The sequence below is a fragment of the Streptomyces sp. NBC_01363 genome, from assembly GCF_026340595.1.
Taxonomy (GTDB): Bacteria; Actinomycetota; Actinomycetes; order Streptomycetales; family Streptomycetaceae; genus Streptomyces.
Window position 1 is genome coordinate 3789765 of sequence record NZ_JAPEPF010000001.1, and the last position, 19104, is coordinate 3808868.

The following is a 19104-nucleotide window of genomic DNA, read 5'->3' on the forward strand; positions in this document are numbered from 1 at the left end:
CTCCCTTCGGGGAGCGGGCCTCACTCGTTCTCGCGGCGCGGCTACGGCGTGACGGTGATGTTGGTCAGGCCCTTCCCGCCGGTCACCGTGTTGCTGCTGTGGACGGTGGCCGGGCAGCTCGCGCCGTAGTTGGTGACGTTGATCGCGATCTGCTTGTCGCCCTTGGAACCGGTCAGGTCCGAGGTGTTGCCGCGGAAGACGGTGCCGCAGCCCCAACCGCTCTGCTGGGTGTGGGTCTCATAGCCGTTGTTGGTCGTACGGGAGCCCTTGTTGCCCTCGACCAGGACGTCATTGCCCTTCACGTCGACCCAGGAGTCGTCGTAGTTGGCGCCGGTCAGCCCGCTGCCGTCGAAGGTGTTGCCGACGATCTTCGCCCCGGTGGTGCCCTCCTTGATGTCGACATTCTCGCCGCCCACCCCCGGACCGATCGTGTTGTCCAGGATCTGGACCCGGTCGCTCCGGTCGGAGAGATCGCCGGCCGTGCCGACATAGACGCCCTCGCCCATGCCGCGGCCGTCGTGCCCGGTGTCGTAGATCCGTGAGTTCTTGATGACGCCGTCCTTGCTGGTCTTGCGGAAGTGGACGCCCTCCATGTCCAGATCGTGCACGGTCACCGAATCGATGACGACGCCGGTGGCGGTGTCGGCCATGATGCCCTTCTGACCGCCGGTGACGGTGATGCCCTTGACGGTCCAGTAGGAGGCGCCGTTGAGGTGCAGTCCGTAACCCCCACCCGCCGTGAGGATCGCCTTGGCGGAGCCCGTGAGCGTGATCCGGGCGGAAGCGGCGCCGGGGACGGTCGCCTTGAAGTTGCCGGTGTAGGTGCCGTCGGCGAGCCGGATCGTGTCGCCGGGGGCCGCGGCGGTGAGGGCGGACTTGAGCTGGGCGGCGGTGCTCACGTCGATGACCGTCGCCGCACCCGCCGCGGTGGCGGAGGCGAGGGCGAGGCCGCCGGTGGCGAGCGCGGTGGCCAGCAGGGCCGGGAGCAGCGTGCGGGTGCGCATGGGGGTGCCTTCCCGTCGAAGGAGTTCGAGGTTCCCGTACATGAATGTGGGGCGAGTCTCTGAACTTGCTGCCCAGTGACGGTAGGGACGCGGTGCGGCCGTGTCAATGTCTGGACCATTGCCCGTGGGGCAGGGGCGACGGACCGGGTGAACGAGGGAACGCTTGTGGGATGCACGGGAAGCTGACGGCCCGTGACGCGCGCCCGGCGAGGATCCTGAGGACCTCGGGCCCGGGGCGAACTCGGCTTCTCCGTCGAGGTGTTCACCGACATGAACGTCAACGCCCTTGCCCTCGGCGCGGATGCCGGTGCCTTCGAGGGGAGGACGGGCGCCCGCCGCTGTGGTCGCACCCCGGGTTCTCGCGTGGCTTCCGGCATGAACCGGTGGCTGAAAGGGCACAGTCCGGGAATGCTTGTCCCCTGCCGGACGTTCTTCTCGACGAACACGAGGAGGAGCGGTAACCGTGCCTGATCCGCAGAGTTTGTACGAATGGGAGCCGAAGGGCCTGGCCGTCGTCGACATGGCGCTCGCCCAGGAGTCAGCCGGCCTGGTCATGCTCTACCACTTCGACGGATACATCGACGCGGGCGAGACCGGTGAGCAGATCGTGGACGGCCTGCTCGAAACGCTGCCGCACCAGGTCGTGGCCAGCTTCGACCACGACCGTCTCGTCGACTACCGCGCCCGGCGTCCGCTGCTGACCTTCCGGCGCGACCGGTGGGCCGCCTACGAGACCCCGACGCTCGATGTCAGGGTCGTGCAGGACGCCACCGGAGCGCCGTTCCTGCTGCTGTCCGGGCCCGAGCCCGATGTGGAGTGGGAGCGCTTCGCCGCCGCCGTCGAGCAGATCGTCGAGCGCCTCGGCGTCCGCCTCGCGGTGAATTTCCACGGGATCCCGATGGGTGTCCCGCACACCCGCCCCGTCGGCATCACCCCGCACGGCAACCGCACGGACCTCATGCCCGGCCACCGCAGCCCCTTCGACGAGGCGCAGGTGCCCGGCTCCGCGGAGGCCCTGGTGGAGTACCGGCTGATGGAGGCGGGACACGACGTCCTCGGTGTCGCCGCCCATGTGCCGCACTACGTCGCCCGCTCCGCCTACCCGGACGCGGCGCTCACCGCACTGGAGTCGATCACGGCCGCGACCGGCCTGGTCCTGCCGACCGTCGCCCACGCGCTGCGCACGGAGGCGCACCGCACCCAGACCGAGATCGACCGGCAGATCGGCCAGGGCGACGAGGAGCTCGTCTCGCTCGTCGAGGGCCTTGAGCACCAGTACGACGCGGTCGCCGGATCCGAGACCCGGGGCAACCTGGTCGCCGAGCCGGTGGACCTGCCGTCCGCCGACGAGATCGGCCTCGAATTCGAGCGGTTCCTCGCCGAGCGCGAGGGGGACGCCTGACCGGCTCCCGCCGCTCACCCGCGTACTAGGCTGCCAGGCATGCTGAAAGTGGGCCTGACCGGTGGGATCGGCGCCGGCAAGAGTGAAGTGTCACGGCTGCTCGTCGGATACGGAGCCGTGCTGATCGACGCGGACCGGATCGCCCGCGAGGTCGTCGAGCCGGGGACACCCGGGCTCGCGGCCGTCGTCGACGAGTTCGGCGCCGACGTCCTCACCGCGGACGGCACCCTGGACCGGCCGAAGCTCGGCTCGATCGTCTTCTCCGACACCGACCGGCTCGCCGCACTCAACGCGATCGTCCACCCGCTGGTCGGCGCCCGTTCCGCCGAGCTGGAGCGGGCCGCGGGGCCGGACTCGGTCGTCGTCCACGACGTCCCCCTCCTCACCGAGAACGGCCTGGCGCCGCTCTACGACCTGGTCGTCGTCGTGGACGCGAGCCCCGCGACCCAGCTCGACCGGCTGGTACGGCTGCGCGGCATGACCGAGTCCGAGGCCCGCGCCCGGATGGCCGCCCAGGCCACCCGGGAGCAGCGGCGGGCCGTGGCCGACCTGATCATCGACAACGACGGACCGCTGGAGGACCTGGAACCGCAGGTCCGCAAGGTCTGGTCGGAGCTGACCGAGCGGGCCGCGGCCGGCTGAACCCGGCACCGGGGGAGGGTCCGGGCGCCGGGCCCCGGGACACCGGTCCCGGTGCGGAATACCGAACCCCGGCCGGACGTTGGGGACCCGGTGAAGAAGGGAAGGATGAGACCGTGCCCGAGAGGACCCCGGAGACCGACGTCATCGACTTCCGCGCTGCCGAACACCTGCTGGCGGCGCGCGACCCCCGTGGCGCGGTGAAACTGCTGGATGCGGTGATCGCGGCCCATCCGGAGAACACCGCGGCCCGGCTGCTGCGTGCCCGCGCGTTCTTCGCCGCCGCCCAGCTGCGCCCCGCCGAGCTCGAATTCGAACTCGTCCTGGAACGCGAACCGGACAACGCCTTCGCACACTTCGCGCTGGCCCGTACTTTCGAGCGCTCCGGCCGCACGGACCGGGCCGCCCGCCACTTCCGGCTGGCCGCCGCGCTCGACCCGAACCCGGAGTATCTGAAGGCGGCCCGCTTCCCGGCCCAGGACTGACGTCCGGCGCCGGGCGGGCACGCCCCCGGCCCGCTTTTGGCCCGGTTCAGTGCCCGTACCTGCCGCGCCCGCCGTGGTCGGGTTCGTACGGCGGGACATCGCGGCCGGGCTGGTAGTGCGGTCCCTGGTGGATGTGGTGAACGATCACTGTCAGGTCCACGAGGACCAGCACGAGCAGCAGGCCGCAGGCGGCGGCCCAGCCCGGCCGGTCGGTCATCGTGAAGGCGGCCAGGCCGAAGACGGCCCAGGCCAGCCCCCATAGACTCAGCCACAGCCGCAGCCGCAGTGGACTGCGGGCAGTCGTCGGTTCATTGCCGGTACGCATGGCGATCGCCTCTTCTACCAGGATGGACCCGCGACGGCTTTTTGGACATGTCGACGTCGGATTGAGGGGATCGTGTGTGAACGGCACATCGTGGGAGGACCGCACAGGCCGCAGGGCGAGGGTCCGGGGCTGTCTGCTGGGCGGGGCGATCGGGGACGCGCTGGGGAATCCGGTGGAGTTCCTGTCCCTGGCCGGTATCCGCCGCGCGCACGGTGAGTACGGCGTACAGGGACTTCTCCCGGACGAGGCGGGGGTCGTCGGACGGGTCACGGACGATACGCAGATGACCCTGTTCACGGCCGAAGGGCTGATCAGGGCCCATTCCCGCGCGATGTCGAAGGGCGGCGGCACCGAGGACGGCGGCGCCGAGGCCCGGATCGTGCGGAACGCCTATCTGCGCTGGCTGGACACCCAGAACCACCCCGCACCGCCTGCCCGCGGCGGCGACAACCCGGTGCGTACCGGTTGGCTCAGGCAGCAGCCCTGGCTCTACGCGCGCCGGGCCCCCGGCAATGCCTGCCTGACCGGGCTCGCGACCGGCCACGTTCCCGAGCCGACGGGCCGGCTCGGTGAGCCCGGACCCGTCAACACCGGGTCCAAGGGGTGCGGCACGGTGATGCGGTCCGCCCCCTTCGGACTGGTCGGGGAGGACGCCGAGGCGGGCTTCCGGCTCGCCTACTGGTGCGCGCAGATCACCCACGGCCACCCGACCGGTGCGTACGCGGCCGGCGCCCTCGCAGCGATCGTCGCGCACCTCCTGGAGGGCGACTCGACGGCGGGCGCCGTACTGAGGGCCATGGAGCTGCTGCGCCGCCACCCGGGGCACGAGGAGACGACCGCGGCGCTGCGCGCCGCCGTCGACCTGGCCGCCGAGGGTGCGCCGACCGGCGAGAAGGTGGAGACGCTGGGTGCGGGCTGGGTCGCCGAGGAGGCCCTTGCCATCGCCGTGTACTGCGCCCTCGTGCTGCCCGGTGCCGATCAGGTGGCCCGGTCGCTGCTGCTCTCGGTCAACCACTCGGGCGACAGCGACTCCACCGGCGCGATCTGCGGCAACCTGCTCGGCGCACGCCACGGGGACGTACACCTTCCGCCGTCCTGGCTGGTGTCGACCGAGGGCCGGGCCGTGATCACCGAGGTGGCCGACGATCTGTGCGTGGAGTTCGAGCACGCGGTCGACTGGCCGGCCGACCGCTACCCGGCGTACTGACGGAGGGCCGCCCGCCGGTGAACGACGGGGTCGCTGCCGGTCAGTACGCCGGATGTTGACGGCGCGTCAGTCCGTCAGCAGTTTGTTGCGCAGTGCGGCCACCGTCGCGTCGTCGAGCTTGAGGCCCTCGCGTACGTAGGTGTCGAAGTCGCCGTACAGGTGGTCCACCTCGTCGAACGCCGCGCGCAGCCAGCTCAGTTCGACGGCCTTCGGGTTGCCCAGGTAGTCGTTGCTGGCGAGGAAGTCCGCCTCGACGGTCTCGCGCGGGACGCCGAGCAGGGTGAGCAGGACGGCCGTGCTCCAGCCGGTGCGGTCCTTGCCCGAGCTGCAGTGGAAGACCGTCGCGCCGGAGTCGTTCGTCGCGACGGCCGTGAGCAGGTCACGGAAGGCGTAGTCGGCACCCACGAAGTTGACCATGAATGGGTAGCCGATGGACTGGCCGAGGTCGGACGAGCCGGAGAACAGCCCGGCCGCGATGGCCTCGGCCAGTGTCATCAGGGCAGAGTCGTGGAGGCGGACGCCGTGGCTGAGCGACACCACGTCGGCGACCTGGTACTTCACACCGGCGGGCACCCGGTCCGGGTCGTCGTGCCGCTCCACCGCGTTGCGCAGGTCCACGTCGAGGGTGAGGCGCTGGGAGAGCAGGCGCTGCTGCTCGGCGTCGGTGAGGCTGTTGATCTTGTTGGAGCGGTAGACGAGACCGGGGCGCACCCAGCGTCCGTCGGTGGTGCGGTAGCCGCCGATGTCCCGGAAGTTGCGGGCGGACTCGATCCCGAGCGAGCGTTCGGCGACGACGAGCGGGGAGCCGCTGTCCGGCACCAGCCGGAAGTACCAGCGTCCCGTGTCGGCGAGGGTTCCGGCGGGGACGGTCAGTGAACCGGTGCCGGGGGCGGTGCCCACCGGGGTGCCGGTGGTGGCGTCGGGGGAGGTGACGGCGGTGACGGTCACCGAACCGGCGGCGGAGGACCAGGAGAGCGTGTAACCGCCGTCGGCGGCGCGCCGGGCGGTGGCCGCAGTGAACGGCACGGCGGCGGCCCGCGCGGTGGCCCCGGCACTCGCCGCGGGTGCGTCGGCGGGGGTGGCGGCGAGGGCGGGCGGGACCAGGACCGTACCGGCGAGCAGGGCGGCCGCGACGGCTGCCTGGGTGATGCGGTGCGTGCGCATGGTGCTCCTTGTCTGCATCCCTGTCGGGGAGTGGGGGTGTCAGGAGGTGGGGGCGGCGGTGCACGGCATGGTGCCGCAGACATTGATGACCCGGCCGGTGGTCAGGAAGGCGGCCTTCTGCTGACGGGCGGCCGACGAATTGCGGGGGTCCGAGTGCGGGTCGTGGCCGTACTGCGGCCCGGCGGGCGGGGTGTTGGTCAGCGGCGGGGTGGGCGTGCCGCTGTCCCACACCGTCATCGCGGAGCCCCGGTACGGCAGTCGGTCGGGTGCGAGGGTCCCGATGCCCCAGTACGGGACGGTGTCCGGGCTGCGGCCCGGTGCGAGCGCGGGGGTGATCAGCCGGGCGCCGATGGTGCGCGCCTCCACGTCGGCCGCCGCGTTCGCGACCTGGTGGTCCCCGTACGCGATGTGCATCAGTACCTGATGGCGGTCGGTGAGGTGGTTCGCGTACGCGTCGGTCTCGCCGCGGTCCCACACCATCTGGAACAGCTGGAGGACGATCTGCTGGCGCAGCTTGTCCGGGTAGGAGACGTCCAGGACCTGCTGGAACGGTGCGAAGTCGACGCTGCGGTCGAGGAGCAGGCCGTAGTTCATGCCGGTGACGCCGAGGACCCCGCGCCGGATGTCGGGGGAGGCGGCGACCAGGGCGCCGCCGAGGATTCCGCCCTGGCTGTTCCCGTCGTACCCGATGCCGTGCCGGATGTCGACGAGCGGGCGGCCGTTCGCGTCGCGGAAGGCCGCGTCGGTGGTCAGCCCGTCGGCGTGGATCAGGGCGCGGGCGAGGAAGAGGGCGTTCAGCATGCCCTGTTCGCTGCGTTCGGGAACGGCGGGGAAGAGGTTCGGGTCGGCGAGCGCCCCGAGTACCACGGGGATGTCCTCCTCGGCCATCCCGATCCAGTCCGTCGCGCAGAACGTGAAGTCGTACTCGGCCGCCATCGCCTTGACGTTGCCCGCGCCGACCTCGGAGCGGCGGCCGAGGAGGCCGTGCCCGTAGAGGGCGGGGTGCGAGGGGGCACGGAAGGCGGAGTGCGGTATCTCGCAGCGGAACGCGGCGAGTCGGGTGCTCCCCGGGAGCCGCCGGGGCAGGCCGTCACGGCCGCGGTGCAGTACGGAGCCGGGCGGGCCGCCGGGCAGGTCCAGATAGCCGGGCACGCTGATCTGGCCGGTGACTTCACGGGCGATCCGGGGGTCCTGATCGGCCGTGAAGTCGGTGACACCGGTGACCGCGAACGCGGGCGAACGGTCGCCGAGGCGGCGGAACGCGTCGTCGCGGACGGTGAAGAGGTCTTCGGTGAGACTGCGGGTGCTCGCGACGGTGAAGTCCCAGGCGAGGTACAGCCCTTCGGTCCGCACTCCGGCCCTGTGCAACGCCTTCAGGGCCGGACGCAGCCGTTGTTGGCGGGTGCGCAGCGGATGCCCGGCGGGCAGCGGCTTCCCGGCGACGGCGGCGAACGGCGCGGCGGCCGGGATCGTGCGCCCCGACGCGTCCTTGAGGCGTCTCAGCGCGACGGCGTAGTGGTGGCCGTCGCGGAAGTTGCGCGCGGGATGGATCAGCAGGGCCCGGCGTGCGGGATCGGTGGCGTTGGCGTCCGCTTCGGCCCAGTACGGCCACCGCTCCCCGGTCCGGGTGTCCAGCAGTACGACGGGGGCGTCCGGGGCGAGGGAGCGGCCGATGTCGGTGAGCGGGGCGGTGCCGGTCGCCGCCGGGTCGAGGCCGGGGACGTGCGCGATCAGCGTCGAGCCGGGGGAGAAGCCGTCGGACCGGTTCCAGGCCGTGGGGTCGACGGGCCGGCCGGCTGTGGCGCGCGGCAGCGTGGTGGCGCCGAAGGACACCCGGCGGCCGGTGTCGGTGGCCGGGTCGGGCCGGGTGTACCAGTCGTTCGGGAACGGCAGCAGGCACTCGACGGGCGCCAGCGGGTCGCAGCCGGGCCCGGACTGCCCGGCGGCCCGTGCCGCGGGGGCGTCCGGGACGAGCACGGCGGCGGCGCAGAGCGCCGCCGCCAGTACCCCGCGCAGCAGGCGGTGGCGCAACGGGGTCAGCTCCCCTGGAGGTGCGCGCCGATGACGGCGGCGTAGTTCGCCTCGCCGTTCCGGTTGGGGTGCAGCGGGGCGGCGGCCGCGGTCGGCACGTAGCCCTCGACCCACTTGTCCGACGGGGCCTGGCAGGAGTCGTGCCCCTTGCTGGGCGTGGCGAGATCGATGTACTCGGCGCCGTGCGCCGCGCTCTGCTCGGCGATCACCGCGTTCATCCGGTCGACGCTGCCCTGGAGGAAGTCGGCGTCCACCGGGAGGACCGGCTGCAGTGGCCAGCAGCCACCGGGCTTGATGTAGAGGCCGTAACCCGTGACGATCACCCGGGCGTGCGGCGAGCGCTGGTGGATCGAATCCAGCACGCCCCCCAGCTTCGGCGCGAACTCCGCGATGCGCTGACCCACCTGGTCCACGCCGCCCTCGTTGTACTTCTCCTTGCACGGGGTGGCGTTCGGGTCGAGGGTGGTGCACTTCTGCGCGATGCCGACCAGACCGGCGTCGTTGCCGCCGATGGTCAGCGTCACCAGGTCGGTGTCCGGGCGCAACGCGTCGAACTGGGGCGGGGCCGAACCCATCGGGATGTCGAGCAGGGACAGCGACTGCTTCTCGGTCATGTGCTTGGACGCGGCACCGCTGCAGGTGACGTCGCGCAGCGACGCGCCGAGGCGCTCGGCGAGCTCGTGCGGGTAGTTGTGCGTCGAGCGACCGCAGGCCACCGGCCCCGTGATGTCCGGAATGAGCGGCCCGGAGGCCATCGAGTCGCCGAGCGCGACATAGGACGTGGTGCCGTCCTCGGCGGCGGATGCCGGAACCGCGCCGGTTCCCACGGCCAGACCGGCCAGGGCGAGCGCGCCCACGGCAGTCCTGACGAATCGACAGAAGCCCTTGTTCTGCGGCAAGTTCACGAAATCCTCCGACGGTGGGGGGCGTACGTGGATGGCGTGTGACGCCGGTCATCATGCAGACTCAAGTGCCGTCGTTTAACTGGTGGGTAACGCAGACTTCTGCGGGGGAACTTGTGACGCGTGACAACCGGCCGCTCGTCATCACGGGGGAGCACGGTGTCCCGGGACGGCCGCAGGACCGGCCGCTGTCCATCGCCGGGCGCCCGGTGGCCGCGCATCTGCGCGCCCGTGTCCCGGCCCTGACCGGCCGTGTCGTCGCCCGGCTCCTGGCGGATCTGCCGGTCTACGCCGAACTGCCGCACGAGGAGATCTCCGGCGACATCGCCGACATCGTCCAGCACAATCTGCGGCTCTTCGCCGACGTCGTCGAGCACCGCCGCCCCGCCACCGACGCCGAACTCGACCAGCAGCGCGACTCCGCCGCCCAGCGCGCCGAGGAGGGCGTGCCGCTGGACGCGATCCTCACCGCCTACCAGGTCGGCACGGCGATGTGCTGGCAGGAGACCGCGAAGGGGGCGCTGCCCGGCGATCTCCCCACCGTCCTGGAGATCGTGGAGCGCATCATGGTCCTCCAGCAGCAGCTGACCTCCGCCGTCAGCAGCGCGTACCTGGAGGCCCGGCAGATCCTCGACAGCCAGGAACACGGCGGCCGGCACGCCCTGATGGCCGCCCTGCTGACCGGCGAACCCCTGGACCGCTTCACCCACCGCACCGGACTGCGCCCGGCCGCCCGGTACCTCACGATGACGCTCGCGCTGGCCCCGCACCCCGACGAACTGGGCCAGTCACCGGGGCCGGGCGCCGGTGTGGCGGCCCGGCGCAAGATCCGGCGCGTCCGCACGGCCCTCGACCACTTCGCCGGTACGCCGGTGCTCACCGCCCTCGACGCCTCCGGCGGCACGGTGCTGCTGCCCGCCGCCGAGCCACCGCCGCCGTGGCGCGGACCGGGGGGTCTGTGCGCACTGGTCGAGGAGGCGGCCCGCGCGGCCGGTGTGCCCATCACCGCCGCCGCGGAGACCGCCGAACCGGAGGCGGTGCCCGCGGCCGTGGCCCGTAACGCCGAGATCGTCGATCTGGTCGCCCGTACGGGCCGGCCTCCCGGCCTGTACCGGCTGGCCGATGTCCTGCTGGAGTATCAGCTCAGCCGGCCCAGCGAGGCACTGCACGGGCTCGCGCAACTGCTGGGGCCGCTGGAGGTGAAGCCGGAGTTGCTGCGCACCCTGGAGACCTATCTCGAACTGGGCCTGGACCGGCGGGCCACCGCCGCCGCCCTGCACATCCACCCCAACACCGTCGACTACCGCATACGCCGCATCGACCGGCTGACCGGCCTCTCCCCGGCCCGTCCGGCCGACCTCCAGCACATCAGCGCGGCACTGGTCGCCCGTCGCTCGGTGTGAACGGGAAGCGGAGTCCGGCGCCGGTCAGGGCTTCGCGGCCGGAACCACCGTCAACGGCTCTTCGTTCGTCCGTACATGAGCGGACAACTGGTGCGTGAGGGTTATTCAGGAACGGGCCCCGGCGCGATCACGCCGGACGGCTGCGCGGTCGAGCTGTACCGACGGCTGCCCGTCGGCGACGAACCGGAGGTGATCGCGGCCGCGGTGCCCGCCGGGGCGAGCATTCTGGAGCTGGGCTGCGGCGCGGGCCGGGTGACCCGTCCGCTGATCGAGCGCGGCTTCGAGGTCACCGCCGTGGACGAGTCGGCGCAGATGCTGGAGCACATCCGGGGTGCCCGCACCGTGCAGAGCCCCATCGAGTCGCTGGACCTCGGCGAGGAGAGGTTCGACGTGGTGATGCTGGCGTCGTTCCTGGTGCACGCGAGCGAGGACCGGGTGCGTGACGGGTTGCTGCGGGCCTGCCGGAAGCACGTCAAGGACGGCGGCGTCGTACTCATCCAGCGCGAGGGCGCCGACTACCACACGAATCTGCCGCGGGAGAGGTCGTATCCGAGCGGACACACCGTACGGATCGTCTCGGCGGAGCCCGTGGGGAACGGGGTGGACTCGATACATGTCGAGTACGTCTTCGACGACGCGCGATGGACCCAGACGTTCCTGTCGAGGGAGCTGTCGAAGGAACAGTTCGAGGGGCATCTGGAGGCGGCGGGCCTGACCGTCGACCGGTATCTCACGGACGACGGGATCTGGGTGCGCGCCGTGCCCGAGCAGCCCCGGGACGGAGCGCCGTCGCGGGCCGGTGGGCCGTGCTGAGCGCGGCGGCTGGTCAGTGGACCGTGGTGTAGCTGCGCCACGGCAGGGCAGAGGTCCCGTTGACATCGCTGAACGACCTCGCGAGGTAGGTCGTGCCCGGACCGGTGCAGTCACGCGTGCGGTACAGGATGATGTCGACCAGGGTGCCGTTGTCCACCGCCTTGGCGCCTGCGGGGGCGAGCCGGTGGCAGCCCTTCACGGACGGGCTGTTGACCATGATCACGGCGTCCCGCTCCGTCGTGTAGGTGATCGGCCCGACCGCGGTCCGGCCGAGGCCGGAACAGCCTGCGACGGTGAGGGTCAGGAGCGCGGTCCCGGCTGCGATGCCGAGACGGCGGCGTCGATGGGCGATCACGGGCATGGGCGGGTCCTCGTCTGTCTCGTCCGGCTCGTCGCACCGGCACCGGTGCTGCGTATGCCACGGAGTACGTACGGCGTACGTGCTGACGCTGGTCACCCTGCCCCGTCCCCGGCGCCTCGGCATCCGGTGCGCGGCCGGGCGGGGGACAGTCACGACGGCACGGGGCTGATCCGTGTTCCTATCGATTGATACTGGGCATACCGTGGTAATAGCGTCTGATTCATTCGATTCAGGCGATTCTGGGTATTTCTGGCTTTCAGGGGGCCGTCATGGTCCAGGAGCTCGTGATCGCGATAGTGGCGGCGGCCTCGGCGGGCGCGCTGTACACGGCGGCGGCGGCCAAGGTCGTCAAGCAGTACGAGCGGGGCGTCGTGCTGAGGCTCGGCAGGCTCCGCGACGACGTACGGGGGCCCGGCTTCACCATGGTGATCCCCGGCGTCGAGCGGCTGCGCAAGGTCAACATGCAGATCGTGACGATGCCGGTGCCGGCGCAGGACGGGATCACCCGGGACAACGTCACGGTGCGGGTGGACGCGGTCATCTACTTCAAGGTCGTCGACGCGGCGAGCGCCGTGATCCAGGTCGAGGACTACCGGTTCGCGGTGTCGCAGATGGCCCAGACCTCACTGCGGTCGATCATCGGCAAGAGCGATCTGGACGATCTGCTGTCCAATCGCGAGAAGCTGAACCAGGGCCTTGAGCTGATGATCGACAGTCCCGCGGTCGGATGGGGTGTGCAGATCGACCGGGTGGAGATCAAGGACGTGTCGTTGCCGGAGACGATGAAGCGCTCCATGGCCCGCCAGGCCGAGGCCGACCGTGAGCGGCGTGCCCGGGTCATCAACGCGGACGCCGAGCTGCAGGCATCGAAGAAGCTTGCCGAGGCGGCGAAGGAGATGTCCGCCCAGCCGGCCGCGCTCCAGCTGCGCCTGTTGCAGACGGTGGTGGCGGTCGCGGCGGAGAAGAACTCCACGCTGGTGCTGCCGTTCCCGGTGGAGCTGCTCCGCTTCCTGGAGCGGGCGCAGCAGCCCGTGCAGCAGCAGATGACGCCGCCACCGCAGGCGGTCCAGCCACCGCAGCCGCCGCGCCATGCCCAGGCACCTCGCCCCGCACAGCCGCAGCGCCCCGCGCAGGCCCAGCGCCCCGCGTCGGCCCAGCCGCGGCCGCCGCGGCCGCCGGCCGTGGCACCCCCGCCCATGCCCGCGCCCCCGACCGCCGTTCCCGCACGGCCCTCCCCTTCGAAGCCGCTGGCCAAGCACTGAGGCGCACTGCCCGTTCATCGTTTCCCGCCTCGGTCCGGCAGGCACGGACCGAGGTGTTCCATATCGTGCCTGACCTGCTGAAATACGGCCGGGCGACCGGCTGTCAGACCCCCCGCCTAGACTCGCAGGAGTCATGAGGATCAAGGCGATCAAGAGGACCGGGGCGGGAGGGGAGCGGGACCGATGACCACGACACAACAGCAGCAGGACACCTCCGCTGCCCGTCTCCTGCGCTGTGCCACCGTGTTCCTGCCCGCACCGCTGCCGCGGGGCGGGAGCGTCGCCTTCTGGGATCCCGACGGCGGTCCCCTCCCGGAGCCGGGCGAGGTCTGCGGACACCCCGTGGACTTGGGAAGCCCCGCACCCGGTGCGCGTACGGCCGAGATCACCGTCGTCCGCCGGCACGGGCAGGGGGACGACATCCGCAGGCGTACGGTGCCCGCGGTCCTGCTGCCCGTCGCCGATGCGCTGCCGTTGCTGGTCAGGGCCCGGCACCAGGAGTCCGCCCACCCCGCCACGCGATGCTGGGGCGCTGCCGCGCTCCACGCGCTCAACCTCGCGGCGCGCGGCAGACTGCTCCCCGGCCTGACGGGCGACGACCACGACGCCTGGCGGGCCGGGCCGCGCGACGCCGAGGACATCGCCCATCTCCGGGCGATCGCCGCCGCCATGCCGGCCGAGGGGCACGCGGTCCCGCTGCCGGATCGCACACCGCTCCGGCTCCCCGACCCCGAGTGGCTGCTCGGTTCGTTCCTCGACGCGGTCGCCGACACCCTGCCCCGTACGCCCGCCGCGGCGTACGCGATGGGGGCCCCCTTCGCGGCCCGCGAGGCCCAGCACCTGCCGGGGGTCCGCGACTGGGCGGTCGAGGTCGCGGCCGGGCTCGACGCGGGCGTACGGGTGTCGCTGCGCCTCGACCTGTCGGCGTACGAACTCTTCGACACGGCCGATACGTACGACACCTCCGACGCAACCGGTTCCGCCGGGACCGATGCCATAGGCCCCGGCGGTCGCACCGGAGACGCCACGCGGCACGCCGCCGCGGCCGTCACCCAGGTGCACAGCCTCGCCGACCCGACCTATGTCACCGACGCCGCCGCGCTGTGGAACGGCGGGGCGGGCGAGCCGTTCGGCCCGCGGGCCAAGGTCGACGCCGTGCTCGCCCTGCGCCGCGCCGCCCGCGTCTGGGCGCCGCTGGAGCGGTTGCTGGACCAGCCGGTGCCCGATGTGCTCGCCCTGGCGGAGGACGAGCTGTACGAGCTGCTCGGCGACGCCGGAGCCCGGCTGGCGGCGGCCGGAGTGAGCGTTCACTGGCCCAGGGAGCTCGTCCGCTCGCTCACCGCCTCCGCCGTCGTGCGGCCCGCGCCCGGCTCGGCCACCGACGGCACCTCGTTCTTCGACGCCGAGCAGCTCTTCGCCTTCGACTGGCAGCTCTCGCTGGGCGACGAGCAGCTCACCGAGGCGGAGATGGACATCCTCGCGGAGGCCCACCGGCCGGTGGTGCGCCTGCGGGACCAGTGGGTCGTCGTCGACCCCGCGCTCGTACGCAAGGCACGCAAGCGGGAGCTCGGCCTGCTCGATCCGGTCGACGCCCTCGCCGTCGCCCTGACCGGCACCGCCGAGGTCGACGGCGAACAGGTCGAGGCCGTGCCCGTCGGGGCGCTGGCCGCACTCCGCGCGCGCATCACCGACGACCACACCGCCATCGCCCCGCCGCCCGGCCTCGAAGCCACGCTCCGCGACTACCAGCTGCGCGGCCTGGCCTGGCTGGACCGGATGACCTCGCTCGGCCTCGGCGGCTGCCTCGCGGACGACATGGGCCTGGGCAAGACGATCACCCTCATCGCCCTCCATCTGCACCGCGCCCATCCCGCGCCCACCCTAGTGATCTGCCCCGCCTCCCTCCTGGGCAACTGGCACCGGGAGATCAACCGCTTCGCCCCCGGTGTCCCCGTGCGCCGCTTCCACGGCACCGACCGCACGCTCGCCGAGCCCGACGGCGGCTTCGTCCTCACCACGTACGGCACGATGCGTTCCAGCGCCGCCCAACTGGCCGGCCACAGCTGGGGACTGATCGTCGCCGACGAGGCCCAGCACGTGAAGAACCCGCAGTCCTCCACGGCGAAGGCGCTGCGCACCATCCCGGCCCCGGCCAGAGTCGCCCTCACCGGCACCCCGGTGGAGAACAACCTCTCCGAGCTGTGGGCCCTGCTCGACTGGACCACTCCCGGTCTGCTCGGCCCCCTCAAGGCCTTCCGCGCCCGGCACGCCCGTATCGTCGAGAACACCGGTACGGCTGCCGGGCTCGCCAACGACGAAGCGGTCGAACGGCTCTCCCGCCTGGTCCGGCCCTTTCTCCTGCGCCGCAAGAAGTCCGACCCGGGTATCGCCCCCGAACTGCCGCCCAAGACGGAGACCGACCACCCCGTCTTCCTCACCCGCGAGCAGGTCACGCTCTACGAGGCGGCGGTCCGCGAGACGATGGCGTTCATCGAGGCCTCGGAGGGCATCGCCCGGCGCGGTCTGATCATGAAGCTGCTGGCCTCGCTCAAGCAGATCTGCAACCACCCCGCGCAGTATCTGAAGGAGGAGCCGACCCGCCTCGTCGGCCGTTCCGGAAAGCTCGCCCTGCTCGACGAACTCCTCGACACGATCCTCGCCGAGGACGGTTCCGTCCTCATCTTCACCCAGTACGTGACCATGGCCAGGCTGCTCTCCGCCCACCTCGCCTCGCGTGCCATTCCCTCCCAGCTCCTGCACGGCGGTACGCCGGTCGCCGAGCGGGAACGGATGGTGGACCGCTTCCAGTCCGGCGAGGTCCCGGTCTTCCTGCTCTCCCTCAAGGCCGCGGGCACCGGACTCAATCTCACCAGGGCCGCCCACGTCATCCACTACGACCGCTGGTGGAACCCGGCCGTCGAGGAACAGGCCACGGACCGGGCGTACCGCATCGGCCAGACGCAGCCCGTGCAGGTTCACCGGCTGATCGCGGAAGGCACCGTCGAGGACCGGATCGGCGAGCTGCTGGAGGCGAAGCGCGCCCTGGCCGACACGGTCCTCGGGACCGGCGAGACCGCACTGACCGAGCTCAGCGACCGCGACCTGGCCGATCTCGTGTCGCTCCGGAGGCCGGCATGAGCCCCCGCCCGCACAGCGGTCACGACCCCCGTCCCGCCGCCCGTCCGCGCCCCGGCCCCGACGACCTGCGGCGCACCTTCGAGGCCGTACCACCCCGCACCTCCGACGGCGACGACCCCTTCGCGGACAGCTGGTGGGGCCGTGCCTGGGTGGCCGCCCTGGAATCCCTCTCGATGGACGAGGGCCGGCTCTCCCGCGGCCGTACGTACGCCGACAGCGGCAAGGTCGCCGCGATCACCGTCACCCCCGGACGGGTCGTCGCCTACGTCCACGGCAGCCGCCCCCGCCCCTACCGCTGCGAACTGCGGCTGCGGACCCTCGCCGACCCCGACTGGGACACCTTTCTCGACGCCGTCGCGGCCCGGCCCGGCCACCTCGCCGCGCTGCTCACCAAGGAGATGCCGCACTCGCTGGCCGACACGGCGGCCGAGGCCGGCATCGGGCTGCTGCCCGCCGCGGGAGACCTCGACCCCGGCTGCTCCTGCCCGGACCACGGCTGGCCCTGCAAGCACGTGGCCGCGCTCTGCTACCAGATGGCGCGGCTCCTGGACACCGACCCGTTCGTCCTTCTGCTGCTGCGCGGCCGGGGGGAACGGGAGCTCCTCGAAGAGCTGGGCCGCCGCAACGCCGCACATTCCGCCCGGGAACGTCCCACGGCCCCCGCCGCCCCCTCCGTACCGGCCCGCGAAGCCCTCGCCGACCGCTATCTTCCGCCGCTCCCCGCCCCACTGCCGGTGCTGCCGCATCCCGCACAGCCACCCTCGTACCCGAGCCTGCCCGGGGCGCGCGACCCGCTCGCCCTCGACCACCTCGCCACGGACGCGGCGGCCCGCGCGCACGCGCTCCTCACCACCGGCCGCGACCCGCTCGCCGGACTCACCCCCTGGCAGGACGCGGTACGGCTGGCCGCGTCCCGCCCCACCGCCGGGCTCACCGCCACCACCCGCGCCCTCTACCGCGAGCTGGCGTACGCCACCGGCCGCACCACCACCGACCTGGCGCGGGCGGTCGCGGCCTGGCGCCAGGGCGGCGCCGGAGGGCTCGCCGTCCTCGAAACCCCCTGGGACCCCCCGGCCGGCCCCTTCGACCGGGCCCGTCCCGCACTCTCGGCAGCCGGCTTCCCGCGCTTCCAGCCCCGGCGCAACCACCTCACACACCCCGGCGGCACACTCCAGCTCCGCTTCGGCCACGACGGCCGTTGGTACGGCTACGAGTCCGAGCCCGGCGAGGACGACTGGTGGCCCCGCGCCACTCCGGACGCCGACCCGGTGAGCGCGCTCACGGAGCTCAGCGGGGGCTGAGTCCGGCCGGCACCGGTAACACCCTGCTCTCAGGAGTTCTGCAGATAGACGAAGAGAGCGATCAGCAACACGGCGGTGATCGGCAGCATGATCAGCCCTGCTTTGCGGTACCCCTCGTTGTCCTGCTGGGACAGGCCCTGGTCGGCACCGTGAACCGATGCCAGATGTTCCCCGGCCATGTCGACGATCTTCTTCATGGTCAGCAGTGACGGCGACCAGTCGCAGTGGGTGCAGACGAGGAAGTCGCGGTACGGGTCGTACCGGAAGTCCCGCTCGATATTGACCGTGAACACCTGACCATCCGGTGTCGTGGCCGTGAAGTGACGTACTGGCGTGCCCATGTGGATCGTTCCCCGTTCGGTGCGTGTGTACGGTCCCGTACCCGGCCGCGGCACAGTACCCGACCGGGCCGCGCCCGCTCCCGGCACCGTCAGTGCGGCAGCACGGCATCGACGACATCCCGGGCGAAGTCCGGCGGTACCGGTTCGCGGCGGAGCAGCACCCGCATCCAGACCGCCCCCGCGATCAGATCCAGCAGCAGCATCGGGTCGGTGTCCACGGGGAGTTCGCCGCGGGCGGCGGCGCGGGTGAAGACCGGCTGTTCACGGGAGAAGCGATCGGCGAAGAAGTCGCGGGTGAGGAGAGCGAGTTCGTCATCGGGCAGGCCGGTGCCCGAGGTCATCGCCCGGGCGACGGGTTCGGTGCGCCCGTCGGTGAGCAGGCGGGTGATCTGTTCGGTGAGGGAGACCAGATCACCGCGGAGGCTGCCGGTGTCGGGGACGTCGATGTCGAGGACCCGGGCATGGATCAGGGCCGCCCGCAGGAGCGCCGGTTTCGAGGGCCACCAGCGGTAGATCGTCGTCTTGTTGACCCCGGATTCCTGGGCGACGGCCTCGATGGTGAGCCGGGCGTAGCCGCGTTCCGCGAGATGGCGCAGCGTGGTGTCGAAGATCGCCTCGGCGGCGCGGGGGCCCCGGCCCGGGCGGCGGTTCACGGTCGGGTCGGACATGGGCACTCCAGGGGAAAGCAACCGGGAAAAGCAACGCAACGTTGCGTTGCGATGTAAGGTGTGGTCATCGTACTTCGTACTGCGACGCAGGGGGCCCGGTATGGCGGAGGCAACGGTTTCCAAGGCGGTGACCTGGGGGCTGCTCGCCGCCTGGGTGGCCAACGACCTGGAGGAGTTGGCCACCATGGCCGGTTGGGCGCGGGCAGCCCGGCCCGTGCTCCAGGAGCGGTTCCCGGGGGTGCCCGAAGCGGTCTGGAAGCGTATGGAGCTCTCGCAGCGGGACGTCGATGTCGCGATCGGCCTCATGGGTGGGGTCATGGTGGCGGCGTCGGCGGACGGGGTGCGCACCGGCGGCCGCAGCCCGTTCTTCCGGAGCGTGCTGGTCGGCTTCGGGGTGCACGGTGTCGCGCACCTGGCGCAGTCGCTGGCGTACCGGGGCTACACGCCGGGGGTGGTCACGGCGCCGACGGTCGTCATCCCGTACTCGCTGTGGGCCGTGCGACGGCTGAAAGCGGCCGGGATCAGGAGCGGCGGCGCCGGCGCGACGGTTGCGGCACTGGCGCTTCTTCCGGTGACCGTGGCGGGAGTTCACGCGCTGGCGCACCGGATCAACCGGCCGCGCGGGCGCAGGGCCCGCGCGGCGGCGTGACCGGGCGGT

General features: G+C 72.1%; 18 protein-coding genes. 10 read left to right on the forward strand and 8 right to left on the reverse strand.

The features are described from left to right. Positions 1-41: 41 nt before the first annotated feature. On the reverse strand, positions 42-1004 hold the full coding sequence (locus tag OG611_RS17395; RefSeq protein ID WP_266420790.1) for a right-handed parallel beta-helix repeat-containing protein: 963 nt from the start codon (positions 1002-1004) through the stop codon (positions 42-44). Positions 1005-1467: 463 nt separating this feature from the next. On the opposite strand from OG611_RS17395, the gene OG611_RS17400 reads away from it, so the two are divergent. The 3 genes from OG611_RS17400 to OG611_RS17410 all read left to right on the forward strand — a co-directional run bounded on the left by OG611_RS17400 (position 1468) and on the right by OG611_RS17410 (position 3530). After that, on the forward strand, positions 1468-2406 hold the full coding sequence (locus tag OG611_RS17400; protein WP_266420793.1) for a PAC2 family protein: 939 nt from the start codon (positions 1468-1470) through the stop codon (positions 2404-2406). A gap of 39 nt (positions 2407-2445) precedes the next feature. Continuing rightward, positions 2446-3048, forward strand: a complete 603-nt coding sequence (coaE, locus tag OG611_RS17405; RefSeq protein WP_266420795.1) for a dephospho-CoA kinase — start codon at positions 2446-2448, stop codon at positions 3046-3048. A 113-nt stretch (positions 3049-3161) separates the two neighbouring features. Further along, positions 3162-3530, forward strand: a complete 369-nt coding sequence (locus OG611_RS17410) for a tetratricopeptide repeat protein (RefSeq protein WP_266420798.1) — start codon at positions 3162-3164, stop codon at positions 3528-3530. 46 nt (positions 3531-3576) lie between these two features. On the opposite strand, the gene OG611_RS17415 is transcribed toward OG611_RS17410, so the two are convergent. Next, positions 3577-3855, reverse strand: a complete 279-nt coding sequence (locus OG611_RS17415; protein WP_266420800.1) for a DUF6343 family protein — start codon at positions 3853-3855, stop codon at positions 3577-3579. A gap of 76 nt (positions 3856-3931) precedes the next feature. Between OG611_RS17415 and OG611_RS17420 the strand changes: the two genes are divergently transcribed. Continuing rightward, positions 3932-5062 (forward strand): ADP-ribosylglycohydrolase family protein, encoded by a 1131-nt coding sequence (locus tag OG611_RS17420; RefSeq protein ID WP_266420802.1) that lies wholly within the window; start codon positions 3932-3934, stop codon positions 5060-5062. 66 nt (positions 5063-5128) lie between these two features. Here the strand turns inward: OG611_RS17420 and OG611_RS17425 are convergent, their stop codons facing one another. From OG611_RS17425 to OG611_RS17435, 3 genes are read right to left on the reverse strand one after another with little or no spacing between them, the layout of a single operon-like run. Continuing rightward, positions 5129-6226, reverse strand: coding sequence for a tyrosine-protein phosphatase (locus OG611_RS17425; RefSeq protein ID WP_266420804.1), 1098 nt, complete (start codon positions 6224-6226; stop codon positions 5129-5131). A gap of 39 nt (positions 6227-6265) precedes the next feature. After that, the gene (locus OG611_RS17430) at positions 6266-8257 is read right to left on the reverse strand and encodes a hypothetical protein (protein WP_266420807.1); all 1992 of its coding nucleotides are present in this window, start codon (positions 8255-8257) and stop codon (positions 6266-6268) included. A gap of 5 nt (positions 8258-8262) precedes the next feature. After that, entirely contained in the window at positions 8263-9162 is a 900-nt protein-coding gene (locus OG611_RS17435; protein WP_266420810.1) for an SGNH/GDSL hydrolase family protein, read from the reverse strand. A 185-nt stretch (positions 9163-9347) separates the two neighbouring features. Between OG611_RS17435 and OG611_RS17440 the strand changes: the two genes are divergently transcribed. Both OG611_RS17440 and OG611_RS17445 read left to right on the forward strand, forming a co-directional pair. Then, complete coding sequence (locus OG611_RS17440; protein ID WP_266425967.1) at positions 9348-10562, forward strand: CdaR family transcriptional regulator; 1215 nt, start codon at positions 9348-9350, stop codon at positions 10560-10562. A 75-nt stretch (positions 10563-10637) separates the two neighbouring features. Then, complete coding sequence (locus OG611_RS17445) at positions 10638-11375, forward strand: bifunctional 2-polyprenyl-6-hydroxyphenol methylase/3-demethylubiquinol 3-O-methyltransferase UbiG (protein WP_266420813.1); 738 nt, start codon at positions 10638-10640, stop codon at positions 11373-11375. Positions 11376-11388: 13 nt separating this feature from the next. On the opposite strand, the gene OG611_RS17450 is transcribed toward OG611_RS17445, so the two are convergent. Then, a complete protein-coding gene (locus OG611_RS17450) occupies positions 11389-11736 on the reverse strand; it encodes a hypothetical protein (RefSeq protein WP_266420816.1) in 348 nt (115 codons plus the stop codon). A 269-nt stretch (positions 11737-12005) separates the two neighbouring features. Here OG611_RS17450 and OG611_RS17455 point away from each other — a divergent pair, with 269 nt between their 5' ends. The 3 genes from OG611_RS17455 (at position 12006) to OG611_RS17465 (ending at position 17437) form a co-directional block, all read left to right on the forward strand. Then, positions 12006-12998 (forward strand): slipin family protein, encoded by a 993-nt coding sequence (locus tag OG611_RS17455; protein WP_266420818.1) that lies wholly within the window; start codon positions 12006-12008, stop codon positions 12996-12998. A 183-nt stretch (positions 12999-13181) separates the two neighbouring features. Beyond that, complete coding sequence (locus OG611_RS17460) at positions 13182-16136, forward strand: DEAD/DEAH box helicase (RefSeq protein ID WP_266420821.1); 2955 nt, start codon at positions 13182-13184, stop codon at positions 16134-16136. Further along, on the forward strand, positions 16133-17437 hold the full coding sequence (locus OG611_RS17465) for an SWIM zinc finger family protein (RefSeq protein ID WP_266420824.1): 1305 nt from the start codon (positions 16133-16135) through the stop codon (positions 17435-17437). Before OG611_RS17460 ends, OG611_RS17465 begins: the two co-directional genes overlap by 4 nt. A 29-nt stretch (positions 17438-17466) precedes the next feature. On the opposite strand, the gene OG611_RS17470 is transcribed toward OG611_RS17465, so the two are convergent. Next, positions 17467-17778: a hypothetical protein gene (locus OG611_RS17470; protein WP_266420827.1), complete on the reverse strand. Its 312-nt coding sequence runs from the start codon at positions 17776-17778 to the stop codon at positions 17467-17469. Between the two features lie 89 nt (positions 17779-17867). Next, positions 17868-18446: a TetR/AcrR family transcriptional regulator gene (locus tag OG611_RS17475; protein ID WP_266420829.1), complete on the reverse strand. Its 579-nt coding sequence runs from the start codon at positions 18444-18446 to the stop codon at positions 17868-17870. Between the two features lie 100 nt (positions 18447-18546). On the opposite strand from OG611_RS17475, the gene OG611_RS17480 reads away from it, so the two are divergent. Beyond that, positions 18547-19095 carry an HXXEE domain-containing protein gene (locus OG611_RS17480; RefSeq protein ID WP_266420832.1) on the forward strand — a complete coding sequence of 183 codons (549 nt, stop codon included), beginning with the start codon at positions 18547-18549 and terminating at the stop codon, positions 19093-19095. The last annotated feature ends 9 nt before the right edge of the window (positions 19096-19104 follow it).